Origin of the sequence: Agrobacterium cavarae (assembly GCF_004310285.1) — a bacterium.
GTDB classification, from domain to species: domain Bacteria; phylum Pseudomonadota; class Alphaproteobacteria; order Rhizobiales; family Rhizobiaceae; genus Agrobacterium; species Agrobacterium cavarae.
Genome location: NZ_SISF01000023.1, coordinates 1 through 20,713, shown reverse-complemented (window position 1 = coordinate 20,713; position 20,713 = coordinate 1). Strand labels below are relative to the sequence as shown.

General features: G+C 59.7%; 20 protein-coding genes and 1 other RNA gene. 6 read left to right on the top strand and 15 right to left on the bottom strand.

Annotated features, from left to right (window positions below; genetic code table 11):
- Positions 1-22: 22 nt before the first annotated feature.
- From rpsO to rimP, 8 genes are all read right to left on the bottom strand, one after another.
- The gene (gene rpsO, locus EYC79_RS03170) at positions 23-292 is read right to left on the bottom strand and encodes a 30S ribosomal protein S15 (RefSeq protein ID WP_062427177.1); all 270 of its coding nucleotides are present in this window, start codon (positions 290-292) and stop codon (positions 23-25) included.
- Between the two features lie 293 nt (positions 293-585).
- Complete coding sequence (locus tag EYC79_RS03165; protein ID WP_130977128.1) at positions 586-1,485, bottom strand: LysR substrate-binding domain-containing protein; 900 nt, start codon at positions 1,483-1,485, stop codon at positions 586-588.
- A 377-nt stretch (positions 1,486-1,862) separates the two neighbouring features.
- Positions 1,863-2,795 carry a tRNA pseudouridine(55) synthase TruB gene (gene truB, locus EYC79_RS03160; RefSeq protein WP_112955444.1) on the bottom strand — a complete coding sequence of 311 codons (933 nt, stop codon included), beginning with the start codon at positions 2,793-2,795 and terminating at the stop codon, positions 1,863-1,865.
- 3 nt (positions 2,796-2,798) lie between these two features.
- Positions 2,799-3,215, bottom strand: a complete 417-nt coding sequence (gene rbfA, locus EYC79_RS03155; protein WP_112520040.1) for a 30S ribosome-binding factor RbfA — start codon at positions 3,213-3,215, stop codon at positions 2,799-2,801.
- Positions 3,216-3,396: 181 nt separating this feature from the next.
- Positions 3,397-6,135 (bottom strand): translation initiation factor IF-2, encoded by a 2,739-nt coding sequence (gene infB / locus EYC79_RS03150; RefSeq protein ID WP_130977127.1) that lies wholly within the window; start codon positions 6,133-6,135, stop codon positions 3,397-3,399.
- A gap of 101 nt (positions 6,136-6,236) precedes the next feature.
- On the bottom strand, positions 6,237-6,929 hold the full coding sequence (locus EYC79_RS03145; RefSeq protein ID WP_062427182.1) for an RNA-binding protein: 693 nt from the start codon (positions 6,927-6,929) through the stop codon (positions 6,237-6,239).
- Positions 6,926-8,530, bottom strand: coding sequence for a transcription termination factor NusA (gene nusA, locus EYC79_RS03140; RefSeq protein WP_062443141.1), 1,605 nt, complete (start codon positions 8,528-8,530; stop codon positions 6,926-6,928). Before nusA ends, EYC79_RS03145 begins: the two co-directional genes overlap by 4 nt.
- Before the next feature lie 62 nt (positions 8,531-8,592).
- On the bottom strand, positions 8,593-9,177 hold the full coding sequence (gene rimP, locus EYC79_RS03135; RefSeq protein WP_062443144.1) for a ribosome maturation factor RimP: 585 nt from the start codon (positions 9,175-9,177) through the stop codon (positions 8,593-8,595).
- 286 nt (positions 9,178-9,463) lie between these two features.
- Here rimP and EYC79_RS03130 point away from each other — a divergent pair, with 286 nt between their 5' ends.
- On the top strand, positions 9,464-11,092 hold the full coding sequence (locus EYC79_RS03130) for an MFS transporter (protein ID WP_062427320.1): 1,629 nt from the start codon (positions 9,464-9,466) through the stop codon (positions 11,090-11,092).
- Between the two features lie 34 nt (positions 11,093-11,126).
- Positions 11,127-11,606, top strand: a complete 480-nt coding sequence (locus tag EYC79_RS03125) for a GNAT family N-acetyltransferase (protein WP_165456950.1) — start codon at positions 11,127-11,129, stop codon at positions 11,604-11,606.
- Here the strand turns inward: EYC79_RS03125 and EYC79_RS03120 are convergent.
- Positions 11,603-12,868, bottom strand: a complete 1,266-nt coding sequence (locus tag EYC79_RS03120; protein ID WP_130977126.1) for a lytic murein transglycosylase — start codon at positions 12,866-12,868, stop codon at positions 11,603-11,605. The genes EYC79_RS03125 and EYC79_RS03120 overlap by 4 nt on opposite strands.
- 26 nt (positions 12,869-12,894) lie before the next feature.
- The gene (gene recR / locus EYC79_RS03115; RefSeq protein WP_062427187.1) at positions 12,895-13,500 is read right to left on the bottom strand and encodes a recombination mediator RecR; all 606 of its coding nucleotides are present in this window, start codon (positions 13,498-13,500) and stop codon (positions 12,895-12,897) included.
- A gap of 58 nt (positions 13,501-13,558) precedes the next feature.
- Here recR and EYC79_RS03110 point away from each other — a divergent pair, with 58 nt between their 5' ends.
- Positions 13,559-14,170 carry an MOSC domain-containing protein gene (locus EYC79_RS03110; protein ID WP_130977125.1) on the top strand — a complete coding sequence of 204 codons (612 nt, stop codon included), beginning with the start codon at positions 13,559-13,561 and terminating at the stop codon, positions 14,168-14,170.
- Positions 14,171-14,209: 39 nt separating this feature from the next.
- Here the strand turns inward: EYC79_RS03110 and EYC79_RS03105 are convergent, their stop codons facing one another.
- From EYC79_RS03105 to ffs, 3 genes are all read right to left on the bottom strand, one after another.
- Positions 14,210-14,533, bottom strand: a complete 324-nt coding sequence (locus EYC79_RS03105) for a YbaB/EbfC family nucleoid-associated protein (protein WP_062427189.1) — start codon at positions 14,531-14,533, stop codon at positions 14,210-14,212.
- 75 nt (positions 14,534-14,608) lie between these two features.
- Entirely contained in the window at positions 14,609-16,483 is a 1,875-nt protein-coding gene (locus EYC79_RS03100; RefSeq protein ID WP_130977124.1) for a DNA polymerase III subunit gamma/tau, read from the bottom strand.
- A 78-nt stretch (positions 16,484-16,561) separates the two neighbouring features.
- Positions 16,562-16,658: signal recognition particle sRNA small type (gene ffs, locus EYC79_RS03095), an RNA gene on the bottom strand.
- Positions 16,659-16,790: 132 nt separating this feature from the next.
- Here ffs and EYC79_RS03090 point away from each other — a divergent pair.
- Both EYC79_RS03090 and nudC read left to right on the top strand, forming a co-directional pair.
- The gene (locus EYC79_RS03090; protein WP_112358173.1) at positions 16,791-17,195 is read left to right on the top strand and encodes an HIT domain-containing protein; all 405 of its coding nucleotides are present in this window, start codon (positions 16,791-16,793) and stop codon (positions 17,193-17,195) included.
- Positions 17,195-18,163 (top strand): NAD(+) diphosphatase, encoded by a 969-nt coding sequence (gene nudC, locus EYC79_RS03085; RefSeq protein WP_130977123.1) that lies wholly within the window; start codon positions 17,195-17,197, stop codon positions 18,161-18,163. The genes EYC79_RS03090 and nudC overlap by 1 nt, the downstream gene beginning before the upstream one ends.
- Before the next feature lie 94 nt (positions 18,164-18,257).
- Here nudC and EYC79_RS03080 read toward each other — a convergent pair whose 3' ends face one another.
- Together EYC79_RS03080 and EYC79_RS03075 are read right to left on the bottom strand one after the other, a co-directional pair.
- The gene (locus EYC79_RS03080) at positions 18,258-19,118 is read right to left on the bottom strand and encodes a prephenate dehydratase (protein ID WP_062599145.1); all 861 of its coding nucleotides are present in this window, start codon (positions 19,116-19,118) and stop codon (positions 18,258-18,260) included.
- 10 nt (positions 19,119-19,128) lie between these two features.
- The gene (locus tag EYC79_RS03075; RefSeq protein WP_112955425.1) at positions 19,129-19,884 is read right to left on the bottom strand and encodes a 3-deoxy-manno-octulosonate cytidylyltransferase; all 756 of its coding nucleotides are present in this window, start codon (positions 19,882-19,884) and stop codon (positions 19,129-19,131) included.
- 150 nt (positions 19,885-20,034) lie between these two features.
- Between EYC79_RS03075 and EYC79_RS03070 the strand changes: the two genes are divergently transcribed.
- A complete protein-coding gene (locus tag EYC79_RS03070; protein ID WP_112955423.1) occupies positions 20,035-20,619 on the top strand; it encodes a c-type cytochrome in 585 nt (194 codons plus the stop codon).
- Positions 20,620-20,713: the final 94 nt, after the last annotated feature.

The following is a 20,713-nucleotide window of genomic DNA, read 5'->3' as shown; positions in this document are numbered from 1 at the left end:
AGGAAACCCGCCGGTCAAGATGTTAGCGGCGAATGCCCAAGGTACCGATCAGCTTCGAGTAACGGCCTTCGTCCTTCTTCTTCAGATAGTCGAGAAGCGAACGGCGGCTGGAAACCAGCGTCAGAAGACCACGACGAGAGTGGTTGTCCTTCTTGTGGCCCTTGAAGTGTTCGGTCAGGTTGTTGATCCGCTCGGTCAGGATTGCGACCTGAACTTCAGGCGAACCGGTGTCGCCTTCCTTCGTTGCATATTCCTTGATGAGGGCGGCTTTGCGCTCTGCAGTAATCGACATCGTAAAATCCTTTCTATTTTAAGGAAAAATCGGTCGCCAAGGGCCGGGATGTCGTCCAGCGCTGGCCATTCAATAGCAAAGGCAATGCCTAGCTGGCGCTGCCTATAAACCAATTGGCGGCTAAAGGAAAGGGGCGATGGGGATCTGCGCTAAAGCGCCGTGCGTCCTATTGGACGCGCAAAGGCCGCTTGACCTTTTTGAATCGACGCATGGTGCTTTCCGAAAATCGATTCCGGTTTTCGGGCCGAGGCTGTAAATCATGTCCACGCGTCGGTGAGGACAGTCGGTCCATTTTAATGCGCGTCTCGCGAACGCACGCTTTCCGAAAGCCACTCAAGAAAATCATGGGCGGCTGGCGCCAGGGTTTCGAAACCGCGCACCACGATAAAAAAGGCGCCAAAGGGGAGCGTCTGCTGAAAGGGGCGAATGAGAAGCCCGGAGGCCAGATACTCCCTTGCAAACCGTTCTTCCAGAAGTGCCACGCCCTGCCCGCGCAAGGCGGCCTGAAGCGTCATGCCTTCGTCGGTATAGATTGGTCCACGCGGATACACGTCCGAGGAAACGCCTGTCCGCTCGAACCAGCTTCGCCACATGTCCCGGCTGTCTTCATATAGAAGTGGAAAGTCCAGAAGATCGATAGGCCGTTGCGGCAACGCCCTTCCTTCCAGCAGTCGCGGCGAGAGGCATGGAGTCATCTGGACATCCATCAAATGCCGGCTCTCCGATCGGGGCCAGCTCGTTTTCGTCAGACCGTGGCGGATGGCAACGACGTCTTCGTTGTGGCGAAACTCAGCAAGGCCGGACTCCGACTCCACCCGTACGTCGATATCAGGATGACTGCGCTGGAAATCCGACAGATGCGGGGTGAGGAAGCAGGCAGCAAAAGACGGCTCGGCGTTGATGTTCACCGTATCGGGGCCTTTGCCGCGCTCTACGTCTGCAAGGCCATCGGACATCGCGTCGAAGGAAGCCGTCACGACGTCGAGCAACTTTGCCCCTTCCTGCGTCAGCTTGACGGAGCGATGACCCCGATCGAAGAGCGGTCGATCAAGCAGCACTTCCAACTCCCGCACCTGACGGCTGATGGCGGCCTGCGAGATGCACAACTCTTCTGCAGCGCGCGTGAAGCTCATGAGCCGCCCCGCTGCTTCAAAACTTCTGAGCGCTGTTAAAGGAAGGCGACTGCGCTTCATTCATAACCTCAAGTCATAGGACGCCGACGATAATCTCGTTTGAAGGCGCGACGCAACCCGCGTTTTATGCAGCTCAGATGTGCCGGGCTCGATTGCGACCGGCGCGCTTTACCGCATCGGCCCGAAAATCGGGATCGATTTTCGGAAAGCACGATGCGTCGAGTCAAAAAGTAAAGCGGATTGAAACGAGAGGCATGGGCTTGGTCACACAATGACTGGTCCGTGGAGGATGCGTCGTGCTTCGAAAAGTGATTGACATTCTACGGGATTTCTTGCGGCTCACCCTGTTTCAGCCGCATGAAAATGCCGACGACCAGCGCGGCCGTCGGCATGATGATTGAGCGTTCCTCAAGAGAGAAGGTGAAGCCTATGTGCTATCAGCCGAAGACGCGCTTGGGGCGGAATTCGCCCTGGCCGATCTCGCCGATCGCCACCAGCCTGCCGCGCGCGGTGGCGTAGGCTTCCGATTCCTGTGTCGGGGCATCGCGCCCGCGTAGCAGGATGGGGTTACCCATCTTCAGGCGGTGTGCCTGGTCATCATTGATGATGAGATGCGGCAGTGACGAAAGTGCTTCGGACGTATCGATGAGATAAGCGTCAAGCGCCGCAAGGCGCTCGTCGCGGTCTTCGATCGTTTCCAGTTCAGTGAGCTTTTCCAGAGGCACCATCGCATCTTCCGCGAAGGGGGCGACCATGGCGCGTCGGAGTTCGGAAATGAAGCCATAACAGCCAAGATCACGACCCATGTCGCGCGCCAGCGCACGAACATAGGTGCCCTTGCCGCATTCCACTTCGAAATGTGCGGTGTTCTCATCCGGGCAGGCCAGCAATGTCAGGCGATGAACCTCAACCTCACGTGCCGGAATTTCAACAACTTCGCCCTCGCGAGCCAGATCATAGGCGCGCTCGCCGGCAATCTTGATGGCGGAGAACTGTGGCGGCGTCTGCAGGATCGTGCCGGTATATTTCGGCAGCAGATCGCGAATATCCTGCTCGCTTGGACGGTTGTCGGAGGCGTTGAGAACCTCGCCTTCCATATCGTCGGTGGTGCGCTCCTCACCCCAGCTGACGGTGAACTCATAGATCTTGCGGCCATCCATGACATAAGGGACGGTCTTGGTGGCGTCGCCGAGCGCAATCGGCAGCATGCCCGAGGCGAGCGGGTCGAGCGTACCGGCGTGGCCAGCCTTCTGCGCGTTAAAAAGCCATTTGATCTTGGAGACGGCCTCGGTGGAGCCGAAATCGAACGGCTTGTCGAGGATGAGCCAGCCGGAAACCGGGCGACCCTTGGGTTTGCGTGGTTTGGACATTCTTCAGTTCTGTTCGTCGTCTTTTTCGTTGGAAGATCCAAGATCGCGCTGCACTTCGGGAGAGCGCAGCAGGGCGTCGATCTTCTGATAATTGTCGAAGCTGGTGTCATCGCGGAAGCGCACTTCCGGAACGTATTTCATCTGGCGCAGCTGCGGTCCGAGCCTGCCGCGGATGAACTTCGCATGCCGGTTCAAGGCCTCGATGCTCTCGGTATGATCGGCAACGCCAAGCGGTGTTACATAGGCGGTCGCGATCTTGAGATCGGGAGACATGCGCACTTCCGAAATGGAAATGACCGTCTTTTCCAGAAGATCGTCACGCACTTCGCCGCGCTGCAGGATTTGCGTCAATGCCGCACGAACCTGCTCGCCGACGCGCAGCATGCGTTGTGAAGGGGCTGATGAAGTTGCTTTTGCCATTGTTATTCTTGCCTCAGCAAATTGGAAGAAGACCGTCGGGCGGCTTTGCAGCTTCCCAATTTCTCATTCCAGCACTCTCGGCGGAAGGCCATGTTGGACCCTCTTGTCGGAGTATCTTAAAATTCAGCGAGCGCCGGTTAGCCAGCGCTCGCTCTTAAAATCATACAATCAGGCAGAGCGCTTAGAGCGTTCTGGTAATATGCTCCACGCGGAAGCACTCGATGGTGTCGCCGGCGCGAATGTCTTCGTAGTTCTCGAAGGCCATACCGCACTCCTGACCGACCGGCACTTCGCTGACTTCGTCCTTGAAGCGCTTGAGCGTCTTGAGCTTGCCTTCGTGGATGACGACATTGTCGCGAACCAGACGAACGCCTGCACCACGTTCCACCTTGCCTTCGACGACACGGCAACCAGCAACCTTGCCGACCTTGGTGATGTTGAAGACTTCGAGGATTTCCGCATTGCCGAGGAAGGTCTCGCGACGCTCCGGCGACAGGAGACCGGACATGGCCGCCTTCACGTCATCCACCAGATCGTAGATGATGTTGTAGTAGCGGATCTCGATGCCTGCACGCTCAGACGCCGTACGGGCCTGGGCATTGGCACGAACGTTGAAGCCGATGATCGCGGCGTTGGACGCTTCTGCCAGAGAGACATCCGATTCCGTGATGGCACCAGCGCCCGAATGGACGATGCGTGCGCGGACTTCGTCGGTGCCCAGCTTGTCGAGCGATGCGATGATCGCTTCGACGGAGCCCTGGACGTCGGCCTTGATGACCAGCGGGAACTCCTTCATGCCGGAGGTCTGTAGCTGGCTCATCATCTGCTCGAGAGAACCGCGCTGGCCTGTCTGGCGGGCAACGGCCTTGTCACGGGCGAGACGCTGACGATATTCGGAAATCTCGCGAGCGCGGCTTTCGCTTTCGACGACGGCAAAACGGTCACCGGCAGACGGCGTGCCGGACAGGCCGAGAATTTCGACCGGCATGGCAGGACCAGCTTCCTTGACGTGTTCACCCTTGTCGTTGACGAGCGCGCGGACACGGCCCCACTGATCACCGGCAACGATGATCTGGCCAGGCCTCAGCGTACCCTTCTGCACGAGAACGGTTGCAACCGCACCGCGACCACGGTCGAGCTCGGCTTCGATAACCGTGCCTTCGGCCGTACGGGTCGGGTCTGCCTTCAGGTCGAGAATTTCGGACTGAAGAAGGATGGCTTCGAGCAGCTTGTCGAGACCGAGCTTCTTCTTGGCCGACACTTCCACGTCGAGCACTTCACCGCCCATGGATTCCACGAAGACTTCGTGCTGGAGCAGCTGCTGGCGAACCTTTTCAGGATTGGCCTCATGCTTGTCGATCTTGTTGATCGCCACGATGATCGGCACGCCGGCCGCCTTGGCGTGGTTGATCGATTCAATCGTCTGCGGCATCACGCTGTCGTCAGCCGCAACCACCAGAATGGCGATGTCGGTTGCCTGCGCACCACGGGCACGCATGGCCGTGAAGGCGGCGTGGCCGGGGGTGTCGATGAAGGTGATCTTCTGGCCGTTCTGTTCAACCTGATAGGCACCGATATGCTGGGTGATGCCACCGGCTTCACCAGCAACCACATTTGCCTGACGGATGGCGTCGAGCAGCGAGGTCTTGCCGTGGTCGACGTGACCCATGATGGTGACGACCGGAGGACGCGAAACCATGTCGCCAGCAACGTCAGCGACGTTGAAGATACCTTCTTCAATATCGGATTCCGACACACGCTTGACGGTGTGGCCGAATTCGCCGGCAATCAGTTCGGCCAGATCGGCGTCGATGACGTCGCCCGGCTTCATCATCTGGCCTTCCTTCATCAGGTACTTGATGACATCCACCGCACGTTCGGACATGCGCTGCGACAGTTCCTGGATGGTGATGGTTTCCGGCAGGATGACTTCGCGGGTAATCTTCTCGCGGGTTTCCTGCATCTGGCTGCGACGGAACTTCTCCTGACGACGGCGCATGGAGGCCAGCGAACGGCCGCGCTGTGCACCCTCTTCGTCGAGGTTCGACGTAACCGTCAGCTTGCCGCGGCGACGCTCTTCTTCCGTCTTCAAACGGGCAGCAGGCTTTGCCGGTGCCGGTGCCGGCGCCTTGCCGCGCATCGGCATGCCGGTACGGCGTGCACCACGATCGTCCTCATCATCCTTCTCGGTGCGGCGAACGCCCGGAACACCACGACCGGGCATTTCCGGTGCTGGCGCGGGAGCCGCTGCTACGGGCGACTGACGCGTGGACTGCGGACGAACATCACGGCGCACTGGCTGTGCGGTTGTCGTTGTCGGCGCTGCCGGCTGTTCCGCTCTTGCAGGGGCTTCATTTTCAGCAGCCTTTGCAGCAGCCGCTTCTTCGGCGGCGCGACGGACGGCCTCTTCCTTCTCGGCGACGAGGCGGCGCTCTTCCTCCACCTTGCGGCGGGCTTCGTCTTCGGCGCGCTGCTTGGCTTCGACAACGTCACGCGCCTGGGCTTCCATCAAAGCGCGGCGGCGCGCTTCCATTTCACCGGCCGAGAGATCGTGCAGCACGTTGCCGCGCGGACGATCCTGCTGGCGTGGCTGAGCCGATGGCTGCGGACGCTGCTGGTTATTGCTCTGCTGAACACGAGGTGCGGGCTGCGCCTGCTGTGGGCGTGGCTGGGCTGGCGCGGCGGCCGGTGCTGCTGCGCGTGGCTGCTGCGCAACCGGTGCTGCGGCTGCGGCTGCACCAGCTTGCTTCTCGTCTTCAGGACGCATGGGGCGACGCTTGCGTGTCTCCACGACAACTGCGTTGGTGCGACCACGACCCATGTCCTGACGCACGGTACCCTGGTTCAACCCGCCCGGCTTGAGGGTAAGAGTCTTTTTAGGTTGTGCGTTGAGTGTCTTGTCGTCGTTGTTATCGGTCATTCCGTTCCCGTTCCTACAGACGAGAGCCGGATGACACCATCAGGCCCTGTCTTTCAATAGCTGCATCCGAACGCGGCGGCCGGTGTTGTCCGATAACCGCGTCATTGTCGTTCCGTCCGGGCAGCGCCAATGTCCGCTGGAGCTTTTTCGCCATGGCGATATCGCTCGAGCATCTTTGCGCGCTTCACTACACCTTCACCCGCCTGTCCTGCAAGCGCGCAGGCATGGATAAAAGCATTCTGGCCCATTAGTTCGTCCATTTCGGCCCCGGTGAAGAGCTTGAAGGACGGTATTTCGTCGGCACCCGTACCGAGTGCCCAGGCCTTGCGAGCCTGATCCAGTTTGCGGACGCCATCGGCGGCAGCATCGGTGGCGTGGAAGACTGCCAGCGCCTGTCCCGAACGGACGGCCGCATCGACCTTCATTGCGCCGCTGATGAACTGGCCCGCCTTGCGCGCCATGGTCATCATGCCCGTTACCTGCTGCGTCATCAGCCGGTCCAGCATCTCCAGGAGATCCGGCCCAGCCTTGACGTCCGTTTTCAAGGCGCGCGCAAAGAGCTTCTTTGCGATCGCCTTTTCCACCAGAGCGCGTTCGGCTGTTACCCAGCAACCGCGCCCCGGCAATTGGCGTTTCAGGTCCGGCACCACACTGCCGTCCGGGCCTGCGACGAAGCGGATCAGCTCATCTGGCGATCCGCTCTGTCGTGTTACAATGCACATCCGTCCATTGACGTTGCCTTCTGCCAGATCCTCATCGGAGCCGGCATCGGGTTCATGCGCCTGCGATATCATTCCTCAACGGCGGTATCCGCCTCCTCGGCAGCCTGCTGTTCAGCAGCCAGTTCTTCCTCGGTGATCCAGCCAGCCAGAAGGCGGGCCTGCAGAACCATGTTCTCCGCTTCGACGCGCGATACGTCGAGCTTGGAGAAGATGCCGTCGAACTTCTTGGTTTCGCCATCCTTGCGCTCGGTCCAGCCGACGAGGTCGTCGGCCGCACAGCCGGCAAAATCCTCGATCGTCTTGATGCCGTCTTCGCCGAGAGCCACCATCATCTGCGATGTCAGGCCGTCGATCTGGCGCAGTTCGTCGGCAACGCCGAGTTCCTTGCGCTTGGCATCCATCTCCGCTTCGACGCGGTCGAGATATTCCTTGGCGCGCGTCTGGATTTCGACGGCGGTGTCTTCGTCGAAGCCGTCGATCGAGGAGATTTCATCCAGCTCGACATAGGCCAGTTCCTCGACCTGAGCGAAGCCTTCCGATGCCAGAACCTGGCCAACCATTTCGTCGACGTCGAGCGCTTCCATGAAGAGGTTGGTGCGCTCGTTGAATTCCTTCTGACGACGCTCGGACTCTTCCTGCTCCGTCATAATGTCGATATCCCAGCCGGTCAGCTGCGAGGCGAGGCGAACGTTCTGACCGCGGCGGCCAATCGCAAGCGACAGTTGCTCGTCAGGAACGACCACTTCGATACGCTCGGACTCTTCATCCAGAACGACCTTGGCCACTTCCGCAGGCTGCAGAGCGTTGACGATGAAGCTTGCAGGCTCCTGGCTCCACGGAATGATGTCGATCTTTTCGCCCTGAAGCTCGCCGACAACGGCCTGAACGCGCGAACCGCGCATACCGACGCAGGCACCGACCGGATCGATCGAGCTGTCGTTGGAAATCACGGCGATCTTGGCGCGCGAACCCGGGTCACGGGCAACCGACTTGATCTGGATGATGCCGTCGTAGATTTCCGGCACCTCCATGGTGAAGAGCTTGACCATGAACTGCGGATGGGTACGCGACAGGAAAATCTGTGGGCCACGCTGTTCGCGACGAACGTCATAGACATAAGCGCGGACGCGATCGCCGTAGCGCAGGTTTTCGCGCGGGATCATTTCGTCACGGCGGATGATGCCTTCGCCGCGGCCGAGATCGACGATGACGTTGCCATATTCGACGCGCTTGACCGTACCGTTGATGATTTCGCCGATGCGATCCTTGAACTCGTCGAACTGGCGATCACGCTCGGCTTCACGCACCTTCTGGACGATGACCTGCTTGGCGGACTGGGCAGCGATACGGCCGAAATCCATGGGCGGCAGCGGATCGGCAATGAAGTCGCCGAGCTTGGCATCCGGGTTGCGGTCGCGTGCCAGTTCCAGCGGGATCTGGGTCGAATAATCTTCGGCCTTCTCGACCACTTCCAGAAGACGCTGAAGGCGGATTTCGCCGGTCTTGGAGTTGATGTCGGCGCGGATGTTGGTCTCGGAACCGTAACGCGAACGGGCGGCCTTCTGAATGGCATCGGCCATTGCGGCAAGCACGATTTCGCGGTCGATGACCTTTTCGCGCGCCACAGCATCGGCGATCTGCAGAAGCTCAAGCCGGTTAGCACTCACTGCCATTTTTTTGTCTCCGTAAGTCGCATGTTTGCGTGGGGTAAGGCCCCAAAGGGCCCCTCAAAAAATCAATCTTCGTCTGCTTCTTCGTTCTGATTGGCAGCAGCGGCCTTGGCCTGCTTGTCCGCCTTCAGCGCGTCACGAATAAGGTCGTCGGTCAAAACCAGCTTGGCATCCGACAGCGTGTTGAACGGGATCGTCACCACAGGCTCTTCGCCATAACCGATCTGGTCGCGCTCAAGCTTGAAGCTGTCCGCGTCGACTTCCGCGATCTTGCCGCGGAAGCGCTTGCGGTTGTCCACCAGGATCGAAGTCTCGACCTTGACGAGATGTCCCTGCCAGCGAACGAAATCGGACTTGCGAACCATCGGACGGTCGATGCCGGGCGAGGACACTTCCAGATGATACGCCTTTTCGACGGGATCTTCCACATCGAGAACCGGCGAAATGGCCATCGAGACGGCTTCGCAGTCCTGCACGGTCATGGTGCCGTCTTCACGTTCGGCCATGATCTGCAGTGTCGAGCCATTCTGGCTGGAAAGCCGGACCCTGACAAGCACGAAACCCATTCCGGTCAGAATCGGCTCGATGATTTCGGCGATCCGCTGGTCGATGCCTGTTTCGGTTATCAGTCTTGGTTCGGCTGCTGCCATAATGCTCTTCCGGTCTTCCTCAAGCGGAACATCTGCTCCGGTTTGACAATCCGCCTAACGAAAAAGAGCGGGGCCTTGGGGACCCCACTCTTCATCAGACGATCAAGAATTTGAACCGGGATATAAACCCTTCGGGCCGGAATTGCAAGGTTTGCGGCGCAAATCCGAATATTCGATTTTTTCCGCCACAATTTTACCTTTGCGGCGTTTGAATGGGTGGTGTCACCACCATCGACCTTTATAGTACTTTCTGCCTGAAGAGCAGTTGAAATCAATTGGATCGCTCGTGCCCGACCGTCAATCGCCACTCGCGCCACTCCGGCACCCGACCTACAAGCGCATCTGGTTCGCCAGCATCGCGTCCAACTTCGGCGGACTGATCCAGGCGGTGGGGGCCGCGTGGATGATGACCGCGCTTTCGACCTCGGAAAACATGATCGCGCTGGTGCAGGCCTCCACCTCGCTGCCGATCATGCTGTTCTCGCTCATCTCCGGTGCGCTTGCCGATAGCTTCGACCGTCGCCGGATCATGCTTTCGGCGCAGTTCCTGATGCTGATCGCCTCGATAATGCTGACGGTCTTTGCCTGGGCCGATCTGCTGACACCCTGGCTGCTCCTGTTCTTTACCTTCATGATCGGCTGCGGAACGGCGCTGAACAACCCGTCCTGGCAGGCATCGGTCGGCGAGATGGTTCCCCGGGAAGACCTGCCAGCGGCGGTGACGCTCAACAGCGTCGGCTTCAACATCACCCGCAGCGTCGGCCCCGCCATCGGCGGCGTGATCGTTGCGGCGGCGGGTGCTGCCGCTGCCTTCCTCGTCAATGCGCTCAGCTACTTCACGCTGATCTATGCGCTCTTCAAATGGCAGCCGCCGAAGAACAATTCCACGCTGCCGCGCGAGCAGCTCCTGGCCGCCATTTCCGCTGGCATGCGTTATGTGGCGATGTCGCCCAATATCGGCAAGGTGCTGGTGCGCGGCTTTCTCTTTGGCCTTTCGGCGAGTGCCATCCTCGCACTGATGCCGCTTGTGGCGCGCGATCTCGTCGAAGGCGGTCCGTTGACCTATGGTATCATGCTCGGTGCCTTCGGCGTCGGCGCGATTGGTGGCGCGCTGATCAGCGCGCGGCTGCGCGAAATGCTGAGCAGCGAGTGGATCGTCCGCGTCGCCTTTCTCGGCTTCGCGCTGAGTGCCGGTGTGACGGCAATCAGCACCAACGCCATCATCACCAGCATCTTCCTGACGATCTCGGGTGCAAGCTGGGTTCTGGCGCTATCGCTCTTCAACACGATCGTACAGCTTTCGACCCCGCGCTGGGTGGTGGGTCGCGCACTCTCGCTCTACCAGACACTGACCTTCGGCGGCATCGCCGTCGGCAGTTGGCTCTGGGGTTCGCTTGCGGAAGACCATGGGCTGACCTTCTCTCTTCTCTGTTCCTGCGTGCTGATGCTGCTTGGTGTCGTCGTCGGCTTCAAGCTCACCATGCCGGCCTTCGCCTCGCTGAACCTCGATCCGCTGAACCGCTTCGTCGAGCCGCCGCTGCGACTGGATGTGAAGCCGCGTAGCGGCCCGATCGCGATCATGGTGGATTACGAGATCGACGATGCCGATCTGCCGGAGTTCATGGCGATCATGGCCGAGCGCCGCCGCATCCGCATTCGGGATGGCGCGCGCAACTGGAGCCTGATGCGGGATTTGGAAAACCCGGATGTCTGGACGGAAATCTATCACGTGCCGACATGGGTGGAATATGTCCGCCACAACCACCGGCGAACCCAGGCCGATGCGGAAAGCTGGGATCGCATTCTAACGCTGCACAAGGGCAAGACCCGCCCGCGCGTCCACCGGATGATCGAACGGCAGGCCATCCCGCCGCAGGACGATATTTTCCACAAGGCCCATATCGATCCGCATTGAGATACGCCCGCTTACGAAAATCTCGGAGTTGTCGGTGGATAATCCTGAAATCATCCTGAGAAGGGCCGATCTCTCGGAGTGCGAGCAAATCGCGAGAGTGTCACGAGCATCGCGTCAACACTTTCTACCCTATCTTCCAGACCTCCACAGCATTGAGGAAGACGTCGCATATTTCAGCAATGTCGTTCTCAGAGAGAGCGAGGTGTGGTGCGCCGAGCAGCACAACACCCTTGTTGGCTTCTGCGCGTTTAGAGATCGGTGGCTGGATCACCTCTATTGCCTGCCCAGATATGTCGGTCGTGGAGCAGGGACCAAACTGCTCAACAAAGCAAAAGAAGGACAAGCGGAACTCAGTCTGTGGGTGTTTCAGCAAAACGATCGTGCCATTCGTTTTTATGAGCGGAATGGCTTCGTCAAAGTGAGCGAAACGGATGGCTCCGGCTGCGAGGAAAAGCTGCCGGACGCGCTGTATACGTGGCGACACGATAGGTCCGCCAACGACTTTTCGTCCTAACGCAGACGCCCCTTCAATGATGCGTCCGGGAAGCAGGTGGGCTTCAATCCGTTCTTGGCCTGCCAGTCGCCCAATGAACGGCGGGTCTTGAAGCCCGCAAGCCCATCCGCCTTGCCGACATCATAGCCTTTGGCGACCAGAGCCTTTTGCATGGCGAGCACGTCGGAGCGTAGCATGGAGCCGACATTGCCCCATTCCGCCTGGAACGGGCCCGCGCCATAGGCGATACGGTCGGCGAGATTGCCGATGAAAAGCGCGTAGAGGTCGGAGTTGTTGTATTCCTTGATGACGTAGAAATTCGGCGTCACGACGAATTCCGGGCCATGGCGACCGGCAGGCACCAGCATCATTCCATCAGCGCTCAAGTCATTGGCGGGGAAGCCTTTTCCAGAGACGCGGGTGATCCCCATCTTCGCCCATTGCGAGACTGGCTTTGCCAGATCCGGGCCTTCCTGCGCGCAGGAAACATTGTCTGGTATGGAAACCTCAAAGCCCCAATCGCGATCTCTCTGCCATCCGCGCTTGGATAGATAGTTGGCGATGGATGCCAGCGCGTCGGGTACCGAATTCCAGATATCGCGATGACCGTCACCATCGAAATCGACCGCGTACTTCAGATAACTCGACGGCATGAATTGCGGCTGGCCGAGAGCGCCGGCCCATGAGCCCATCATCCGCGAGGGCGGCACGTCACCGCTTTCGGCAATCTTCAGCGCGTCGATCAGCTCGGCGCGAAACATCTCTTTGCGAGTCGAGGCGTAGGCCTTGGTCGCCAGTACATCGATGACGGAATTTGGCAGCTTCGCGCGACCGAAACCGGACTCGCGGCCCCAGATCGCAACGACGATGTTGCCCGGAACGCCATAGGTGGCTTCGATGCGCTTAAGCGTCGCCGCGTGGGTGGCAGCAAGCGAGCGACCCGTTGCTGCCAGACCCTGCAGACGTTTTTCAGAAAAATATGCGCCGGGAGAAGAGAACTCGGCCTGGCTCTGGGCCTGCTCCATCGGCGGCTTCTGACCCGGCACCAGGACGTCAGGCAGCTTCCAGTTGATCGACAGGCCGGTGAGCGCTGTCTCGAGCGTTTTTTGCGACACGCCGGCTTTGCGCGCCTCCGGCCAGATTTCCCGCTTCAGCCAGGCATTGAACTCCGCGTCATATTTCGCGGCAGCAGCCCCCGTCGGAACAGCCTGCGCAGAGGCGGTGCCAGATGAGAGAAGAGAAATAGCGGCGGCAAGTGCAAGGCCGATGGTGTGAGCGCGCATTCGGTCTCCTTAGTCTTTATGTGAGTTCAAATTGCCGTGCGGGCGCGAAGCGCCGCGGTCAACGTACCTTCGTCGAGATAGTCCAGCTCGCCACCAACCGGCACGCCGTGGGCAAGGCGGGTGATCTTGACGCCAAGATCCGTCAAACGGTCGGTGATGTAGTGCGCGGTCGCCTGACCCTCGACGGTGGCGTTGACGGCGATGATCAGCTCGCGAATGCCGCCGACACTGACCCGGTCGATCAGGCCCTTGATGTTGAGATCTTCCGGGCCGACGCCATCCAGCGGCGAGAGCGTACCGCCCAGCACGTGGTAGGCCGTGTTCATCGCCCCTGCCCGCTCCAGTGCCCAGAGGTCGGACACGTCTTCCACCACGATGATCACCGCCTGGTCGCGCTGCACATCGGAACAGACCGTGCAGGGATCGATCGTATCGACATTGCCGCAGCAGGAGCAGATCTTGACCTTGTGATAGGCTTCGTCCATGGCATGTCCAAGCGGACCCAGCAACTGCTCCTTCTTCTTGATAAGGTGCAGTGCCGCGCGGCGCGCAGAGCGGGGGCCAAGTCCCGGCACCTTTGCCAGAAGCTGGATCAGTTTTTCGATTTCAGGACCGGTGACTCGTTTTGCCATGGAGCGTTTCTACTGCATTAATCGTTGAACGGGAATCGCGAAGCGCGAAAGGCATCTCATGAAAATTCAGGCGATTTGTCGCGCGGATGCGCAAACGCTCCCCGGCAAGACATCCAAGACCGGCATCTTCAAGCACGCGCTAAGTGGGCCTGTGATGGTCGATGTGCAAGGGATCGTTGGCGATGCCGTTTGTAACCGCAAGCATCACGGCGGGCCGGACCAGGCGATCTATGCCATGGGTTCGGGCGATCTCGACTTCTGGGCAAATGATCTCGGCCACGCCGTCGAGCCCGGATTCTTCGGCGAGAACCTTGTGATCGAAGGCATCGACAGCGCCACGCTCTGCGTCGGCGATCGGCTAGGGCTCCAACAGGTCACGCTGGTAGTCACCGCCGCGCGCATACCCTGCGCCACGCTCACAGCGCGCGTTGGCGACCCGCAATTTGCCCGGCGCTTTCGCGATGCCGGCCATCCCGGATTTTACTGCCGGGTGCTCCAATCAGGCATGATGGAAGCCGGAGAGAGCGTGACATTCACACCCTATGATGGAACGAAACTGCCGATCCCGGTCATCCTGCAGCGTTTTCGGCCCAACCGCCTGACGCAGGAAGAGCGCGCCGCTTTTCTCGACACGCCCCTTGCCAGCCGCTTTCGCGAGATGATCGCCTAAGTCTTATTGGCTTGCGTCGCCCAAGGCCGACGCAGGTTTTTAGAACGGGAACTTCATGCCAGGCGGGATCGGCAGGCCAGCGGTCAGCCCAGCCATCTTTTCCTGTGCCTGGGCTTCGCCCTTTTCCTTGGCATCCTTGTGGGCCGCGACGATCAGGTCTTCGAGGATTTCGACTTCGTCTTCCTTGAAGAGCGACGGATCGATCTTCAAGCCGCGCATTTCGCCCTTGCCATTGAGGGTCACGGTGACGAGGCCACCGCCGGACGTGCCATGGACTTCGAGTGCGGCAATTTCTTCCTGCACCTTCTCCATCTTGGCCTGCATTTCCTTGACCTTGCCCATCATGCCCATAATGTCACGCATGGCTGAAACTCCTGTTTTTTGTTGTTGGGGCGGATGATCCGAACACGGTCGGCTTCGTCACCTTCGCCGCTTTGTTCAAAACTCGATATCGTCGCCGGGAAGAATGTCGCCTTCGCTGGATTCAGCCACGGAAGGCGGCGCGGTATCTTCGATCTCTTCCTGCACGGGGGCGCGAATGCGCACATCTGTGATCTTCGCGCCAGGAAACTGAGCGAGGATTGCCGCAACATCCGGATCCTGCCGCGCGTCGACCAAGCGAGCATTACGCGCATTGCCTTCCGCTTCCACGAGCGTCGGCTCGCCCTCGTCCTTGCTGAGGCTGACGATCCAGTGGATGCCCGTCCATTCCTTCAGCTTGACGCCGAGTTCGCCGGGAAGCGAGCCCGGTGCACCTTCGCCAAGGCGCATGTCGAGACGGCCAGGCTCGATCTTCACCAGACGCACGAAGTTGCGAACCTTGGCGCGCATGACGGGATCGCGATTTTTCTGCGCCAGATCGGCGATGTCCTGCACCGATGTGACCGGCACCTTGGGCTCGGGCCGCTCTTCGGTACGAGGCGCTGCAACCTGCATGTCCTGCGGGCGGCTATCGGGCACGGCGCGCAGCACGGCCGTCGGCTGGGGTGCGGATTGCATCTGAGGCGATGTCTGCGCCGAGGCGACGGCCTGCGTCGTGCCATAGGCGCGCGCGCCGCCACCATTCCCATTGCCGCCACCACCGGCGGGACCGCCATTTGGCATGGCGCCAGCACCGTTTGAGAGTTCTTCCAGACGGCGGGCCGCGTCTTCCGGCGCCGGCAGATTGGCGGCATGCGATAGGCGGATCAATACCATTTCGGCAGCACCGGCAGGGCGCGAGGCATTCTCCGCTTCCGGAATCCCCTTCAGCAACATCTGCCAGATACGCGACAGCGTGGAGACGGCGACACTTTCGGCAAATTCGGCACCGCGAACCCGCTCGACCTCCGAAAGCGACGGATCTTCTACCGCATCCGGCACATATTTCATGCGCGTCACGAGATGGGTGAAATCGGCGAGATCGTTCAGGACGACCACGGGGCTTGCGCCCGCTTCATACTGCGCGTTGAATTCGGAGAGCGCGGACGCCACATCGCCCTTGATGATGTGCTGGAAGAGATCGACGATGCGGGCGCGATCGGCAAGACCGAGCATGCCACGCACCGCATCGGCCTCGACGCGGCCGCTGCCATGGGCAATCGCCTGATCGAGCAGCGACAGACCGTCACGCGCCGAGCCTTCGGCTGCACGCGCAATCATCGACAGCGCCTGCGGCTCTGCCTCGAAACCTTCCTTGGATGCGATCGCCGTGAACAGTCCAACAAGGTCGGCGGCGCTGATGCGGCGAAGATCGAAACGCTGGCAGCGCGACAGAACGGTGATCGGAACTTTACGGATTTCGGTGGTGGCGAAGATGAACTTCACGTGCTCCGGCGGCTCTTCGAGCGTCTTCAACAGGCCGTTGAACGCCTGCGTTGAGAGCATGTGCACTTCGTCGATGATGTAAACTTTGTAGCGCGCCGAGACCGGGCGATAACGCACCTGCTCGATGATCTCGCGAATATCGTCGATACCCGTATGCGAGGCGGCGTCCATCTCGATCACGTCGACATGGCGACCTTCCATGATCGCCTGGCAATGCTCGCCGGGGATGCGCAGATCAATGGTGGGCTTGTCGATTTCGGGCGTCTTGTAGTTCAAAGCCCGCGCCAGAATGCGGGCAGTGGTGGTCTTGCCGACACCGCGCACACCGGTCAGCATATAGGCCTGGGCGATACGGCCGGTTTCGAACGCATTGGTCAGCGTGCGAACCATCGGCTCCTGCCCGACCATCAGATCGGAGAAATCCTTGGGGCGGTATTTGCGCGCCAAAACCCGGTAACCTGTACCCTGCTCTTTTGTCTGGGGCATATTGGTTCCGGTGTCGCTCATCGCCTCGCCAGTTTTCGAAGTGGGGCCCGCTTCAGGCTCAACTGGCCCGGCGAAGCAGAGCGTGTCTTAAAAAGAAGGGTGGGAGGCTGGCACGGCGACCCGTGCCTGGCTCGTTAGGGCTGCTTCCTTCCGGACCTGACCCGGTTGGCGAGTGGCTCGTCCACCACCAACCTCCCGGCGCCACATATCGGCAATAATAGAAGCAAATGCAAGTCAGGCCTTGAAAAAACTGCTATCTCTGTGAAAACAGTTCGTTATTAAGCGCGAACTGCGGCGCAAGACCGCGGACCATTTTAGGGAGGATGCCTTGGGCCCATTCCACCTGGACGAAAGACTGGCGCGCGACAGCGTCCTGATTACCACGCTTGGCCTTTGCCAGTTGCGGCTGCAGAACGATTGCCGCTGGCCCTGGGTGGTGCTGGTCCCTCAACGCAACGATGTCAGCGAATTGTTCGACCTCACCCCACTCGATCAGGCCGTGCTGACGTTTGAGACTAACCTCGTCGCTTCGGCGCTGAAGGATTTGACGGGAGCTGTCAAAATCAATGTCGGTGCGCTTGGCAACATCGTCCGCCAACTCCATGTGCATATCATTGCCCGCAACGAAGGCGATCCGTGTTGGCCTGGGCCGATCTGGGGACAGGGAACCCCAGTTCCTTACGCCGAACACGACAAACAGGATTTCATAAAGAAACTGGCTGGCGCACTCTGATGACTTCAAATCGCATTTTCGATACGACCTCGCCACATCCCGAACCCTCCGCTCTGACGGCCTTTGCGCAAAACGATCTTGACCGCCTTGCCGAAAATCGCAACGAGACCTGTGTGGCCGATGCCTTGAAGGTGGAAGGCGCCCATCTTCTGGCCTTTGCCGGCAACAAGCTGATCCTCAAGCATGACGACCAGGTTCTCGATCCCCTGTTTGCCGCCTACGAACTGGCGGAGCTCGATCCCGATTTCGATCAGGCGATTTTGCTGGGCTACAGAGAAAATGGCGAACCGCGGGTCGCCGTTCCGGTCAAGATTGCCGAAGAGGCGCTTGCCGGCCACTACAAGGCAGCGGATGCGCGCACGCTCTATCGCGACCAGTTGATCGGCGAGGAACTGCTGGGCGAAGTGGCGCAAGCTGTCAGCCTTGTGAACTGGAACGCCGACAACAAATTCTGCGGTCGCTGCGGCGACCAGATGGAGCTTCGGATCGGTGGCTATAAGCGCATCTGTTCCGGCTGCGGCCACACGATCTTTCCACGCACCGATCCCGTCGTCATCATGCTGACGATCGATCTGGAGCGGGACCTTTGCCTGCTCGGTCGCGGCGCGCATTTTCCGCCGGGCATGTATTCCTGCCTCGCGGGCTTCGTGGAGCCTGGCGAGACGATCGAAAACGCCGTGCGTCGCGAGACGCGGGAAGAATCCGCCATTGAGGTCGGGCGCGTTCGCTACCATGCCTCACAGCCATGGCCGATGCCCCATACGCTGATGATCGGCTCCTTTGCCGAAGCGCTGTCCTTCGATATCAGCCGTGACGATGCGGAGCTGGAGGATTGCCGCTGGTTTACCCGTGAGGAAGTGGCGGAACTTCTGCAGATGACGGGAGCCAATGGTCAGTTGCCGCCACCGAAAGGTGCCATAGCCCATCGGCTGATGCGCGACTGGATCGAATGGGACGGCGCGGCTTAAGCGCTCTCCGCCCGACCAAAGATGATTACAGTCTGTTCAGGAATTGCCGCTGGTCTGACATTTGCAGGCGCCAACGGCATCCTTGCATCGACTGTTAGACGGTGTTGAAATTGCCGCGCATGGCGTGGCCCTTATAGACACCGAGAATGCGGACCTTCTCAGAGAAGAATTTCAGCTCCTCCAGCGCATGCCGAACCGGCTCGTCCTCAGGATGGCCTTCGATATCGGCGTAAAACTGCGTTGCAACGAATTTGCCGCCAATCTGGTAGCTTTCGAGCTTCGTCATGTTGATGCCGTTGGTGGCAAAGCCGCCCATGGCCTTGTAGAGCGCTGCCGGAATGTTGCGGACATTGAAGACGAAGGTGGTGACGATCACGTCCTGTGGGGTGGTGCGCTTCACCCACTGCTCATCACGCGACAAGACCACGAATCGGGTGACGTTGTTTTCAGAGTCCTCGACATTCTCAGCAAGAATATCCAGTCCGTAGAGCGACGAGGCCAAGCGGGGCGCAAGGGCTGCCATGCTGCGATCGCCCTTTTCCGACACCAGCTTTGCAGCGCCGGCGGTATCGCCTGCGACAACCGCCTTCCAGCCGTTGGAGCGGATGATCTTGCGGCACTGGCCGAGCGCGTGGATATGGCTGTGGACCGTCTTGATCTCATCCTTCTGCACACCGGGCAGCACCATCAGCTGGAAGCGGATCGGCATGAAATACTCGCCGATTATGTGCAGGCGTGATTCCGGAAGCAGGTGATGAATATCGGCCACGCGTCCGGCCAGCGTGTTTTCGATCGGGATCATCGCCAGATCGGCATCGCCATTTTCCAGCGCGTTGAACGCATCTTCGAAGGTCGGGCACGGCAGCGGGTCCATATCTGGAAAGACATCGCGGGAGGCCATGTCGGAATTTGCGCCATATTCGCCCTGGAAGGCGATGCGATTGCTGCTGGTCATGGTGCGATCTTCAATTCTGTCTGTTGGCAAGGATCTTGCGGGCGGTCTCAAGCTGCGGCTGGGTATCGACGCCGAGCGGAATGGAGCGCACGATCTCCGCATCGATCCGCATGCCAGCTTCCAGCGCGCGTAGCTGTTCGAGGCTCTCGCGCAGCTCGAGCACGGATGGCTTTAGCGACACGAATTTCTCCAGCGCGGCACGCCGATAGGTGTAGAGCCCGATGTGATGGTAGAGCGGTCCGTTGCCATATGGCGCCGTCGCGCGCGTAAAATAGAGCGCACGAAGACGGGTTTGCGAAAGCGGGCTGCCGACGATCTTGACGATGCTCGGATTGGTCTTTTCGTCCTCGTCGGTGATCGGCACGGTCAGAGTGGCGATATCGACCTGCGGATTGTCCATCGGCAGCAGCGAGGCGCGAATCGTTTCCGGCTCGATGGTCGGAAGATCGCCTTGAACATTGATGACGAATTCGGCGCGGCCTTGCGGATCGGCCTTCTGCAAGGCTTCGTAGATGCGGTCGGAGCCGGATTGGTGATCGTTCCGGGTCATGATGACATCGAAACCGGCCGCTTTGACCGCGTCGAAAACGCGCTCGTCATCCACCGCGACAACGATGCGTTCGGCACCTGCTTCGCGGGCGCGCAAGGCAACCTGAACGATCATCGGCTTGCCGTTAATGTCGGCCAAAGGCTTGCCCGGAAGGCGGGTCGAGGCCATTCGTGCGGGAATAAGCACGATAGCTTTTTCGAAATTTCGATTATTCATCCGACACCCTTCAAATTCCGCCGGAAAAGTGGCAATACGTCACGGGGGCGGAGAGCATATTCAAGTTGCGCAGGCTGTGCAAAAGCCATAGCTTTCACGCAATTTCAAGATGCCCGTTTCATGCAAACGGTTGTGAGGGAGCGCAAATCAATGAATTCACGGGTTAACATGGCGGTCGGTGCGTTTCTTGGCACGATCTTCGTCCTTATGACGGTATCGATAGCCTCGGATGCAATTTTCCATTCCGCTGCCCCGGAAAAGGAAGGCTATACGATCGTTGCAGAGACATCCGGTGCAGGTGAGGCCGCCGGAGGCGCAGCCGAGGCGCCTGCAACACCGATTGCCAAGCTTCTTGCAACTGCCGATGCCGCCAAGGGCGAAACCGTGTTCAAGAAATGCACGAGCTGTCACACCGGGGACAAGGGCGGCCCCAATAAAGTCGGCCCTAACCTCTTCGACGTGGTCAACCGCCCGATCGCCAGCCACGCAGGCTTCAGCTATTCCGCTGGCATGAAGGATTTCTCCAAGGGTGGCTCTGAGAAGTGGGACTACGATCACTTGAGCTACTTCATCGAAGCACCGAAAAAGCACGTTCCTGGCACGGCCATGGGCTTTGCAGGCATCAAGAAGGAAACAGAGCGCGCCGATCTGATCGCCTATTTGCGCACGCTTTCCGACAATCCGGCCCCGCTGCCGGATCCGAATGCACCTGCGGCACCGATGCCGACGAACTGATCAGACTAGAGCGCCGTGCGTCCTATTGGACGCACAAAGGACGCTCTATCTTCTTTGATCTACGCATCGTGCTTTCCGAAAATCGATTTCGATT